This window comes from Rhizobium ruizarguesonis (assembly GCF_012349115.1).
GTDB lineage: Bacteria > Pseudomonadota > Alphaproteobacteria > Rhizobiales > Rhizobiaceae > Rhizobium > Rhizobium ruizarguesonis.
The window spans coordinates 1-2395 of record NZ_PQIG01000007.1 but is presented as its reverse complement, the minus strand read 5'-3'; the positions used below and the strand labels follow the sequence as shown (position 1 = coordinate 2395).

Genomic DNA, 2395 nt, shown 5'->3' with positions numbered 1-2395 from the left:
GACATGAAGACGATCAAGGGCCCCGGCCTTTTCCTTGGCCAGTTCGCGGGCGATACTGCTCCTTTCAACTCGTGGGATGCGATCACCAAATGGGCGGCCGACATCGGTTACAAGGGCGTCCAGGTGCCGACCTGGGCCAGCCAGCTGATCGATCTGAAGAAGGCTGCCACGTCCAAGGATTATTGCGACGAGTTCGCCGGCAAGGCGCGTGAAAACGGCATCGAGATCACTGAACTCTCCACTCATCTGCAAGGACAGCTTGTCGCCGTTCACCCGGCCTATGACGAAGCCTTCGACGGGTTTGCTGCACCGGAGGTGCGGGGCAATCCGAAGGCGCGTCAGGAATGGGCGATCGAGCAGGTCAAGATGGCGCTGACGGCATCCAAAAACCTCGGTCTCAAGGCGCATGCGACCTTTTCCGGCGCGCTTGCCTGGCCCTTCATCTATCCCTGGCCGCAGCGTCCTGCCGGTCTGGTCGAGACTGCCTTCGACGAACTCGCCCGCCGCTGGACGCCGATCCTCAACCATGCGGACGAGAACGGTATTGACGTCTGCTACGAGATCCACCCGGGCGAAGACCTGCATGACGGCATCACCTTCGAGATGTTCCTGGAGCGGGTGAAGAACCATCCGCGCGCCAACATGCTCTACGATCCCTCGCACTACGTCCTGCAGTGCCTCGATTATCTCGACAACATCGACATCTACAAGGACCGCATCAAGATGTTCCACGTCAAGGATGCGGAGTTCAATCCGACCGGGCGCCAGGGCGTCTACGGTGGCTATCAGGGCTGGGTGGAACGCGCCGGTCGGTTCCGTTCACTCGGCGACGGTCAGGTCGATTTCGGCGCGGTGTTCTCGAAGATGACGGCGAATAATTTCGACGGCTGGGCCGTGGTCGAATGGGAATGCGCGCTGAAGCATCCGGAGGACGGTGCTCGCGAAGGCGCCGAATTCGTTGCCGCCCATATCATCCGCGTCACCGAGAAAGCCTTCGACGATTTCGCCGGCAGTGGCACCGACCAGGCGGCGAACCGGCGGATGCTGGGGCTTTAGGCTTTCATTTCCCTTCTCCCCAGCGGGGAGAAGATGCCCGTCAGGGCAGATGAGGGGGATGAGGAGCGTTAGCGACGAAGGCTTTGAGCGACAAGCGAAAGGCAATATCTGTCGCCAGTGGCCCCCTCATCCGGCCCTCCGGGCCACCTTCTCCCCGAGGGGAGAAGGGAAGAAAATTTCGGGAGGAATCAATGGCAATCGAAGCATCATCCGAACAGTCCCGCGAGCCGCGCATCCGGCTCGGCATGGTGGGCGGCGGCGCCGGCGCGTTTATCGGCGCGGTGCACCGTATCGCGGCACGCATCGACGATCAGTACGATCTCATCGCCGGCGCGCTGTCGGCTTCGCCCGAAAAGGCGATCGCATCCGGCCGCGACCTCGGCCTCGATCCGTCGCGGACCTATTCCAGCTATCGCGAGATGGCGATCCGCGAGGCGAAGCTGAAGAATGGCATCGAGGCGGTAGCGATCGTTACGCCGAACCATGTGCACTACGATGCAGCCAAGGAATTCCTGAAGCGCGGCATTCATGTCATCTGCGACAAGCCGCTGACATCCAACCTTGCCGATGCGAAGAAGCTGAAGAAGATCGCCGACGAGAGCGGCGCGCTCTTCGTGCTGACGCATAATTACACCGGCTATCCGATGGTCCGCCAGGCGCGGGAGATGATCGCGAATGGCGAACTCGGCGACATCCGTGTCGTCCAGGCCGAATATCCGCAGGATTGGCTGACGGAAGCGGTCGAGCAAACCGGCCAGAAACAGGCGGCCTGGCGCACCGATCCAGCGCAGTCCGGCGTCGGCGGCTCGACCGGCGATATCGGCACGCACGCCTATAATCTCGCCGCCTTCATCACTGGCCTGGAGCTCGACAGCCTCGCCGCCGATCTCGACAGCTTCGTTCCCGGCCGCCGGCTGGACGATAATGCGCATGTCATGCTGCGCTTCAAGGCGAAGGGTTCGGAGAAGCCGGCCAAGGGCATGCTCTGGTGCAGCCAGGTGGCGCCCGGCCATGAAAATGGCCTGATGGTCCGCGTTTACGGCACCAAGGGCGGGCTGGAATGGACCCAGAAGGACCCGAACTACTTGTGGTACACGCCTTTCGGCGAGTCGAAGCGGCTGATCACCCGCGGCGGCGCCGGTTCAGGCGCGGCTGCCGGCCGTGTCACGCGCGTACCATCAGGGCATCCGGAAGGTTATCTCGAAGCCTTTGCGACGATCTATACGGAAGCCGCGCATGCGATCAATGCCCGCAAGAAGGGTAAGGCCGTCGACAAGGCAGTGGTCTACCCCACCGTCGATGACGGCGTGAAGGGTGTGGCTTTTGTCGAAGCCTGCGT

The 2395-nt window shown here is 62.2% G+C and carries 2 protein-coding genes; both read left to right on the top strand.

The window, feature by feature from the left end; all coding sequences use genetic code 11:
• The first annotated feature begins 3 nt into the window (after nucleotides 1-3).
• Nucleotides 4-1056 (top strand): sugar phosphate isomerase/epimerase family protein, encoded by a 1053-nt coding sequence (locus C3Y91_RS02405; protein ID WP_024322919.1) that lies wholly within the window; start codon nucleotides 4-6, stop codon nucleotides 1054-1056.
• Between the two features lie 191 nt (nucleotides 1057-1247).
• Nucleotides 1248-2395 (top strand): Gfo/Idh/MocA family protein (locus C3Y91_RS02400; protein ID WP_130764736.1); only part of this gene is annotated, 1148 nt, incomplete at its 3' end.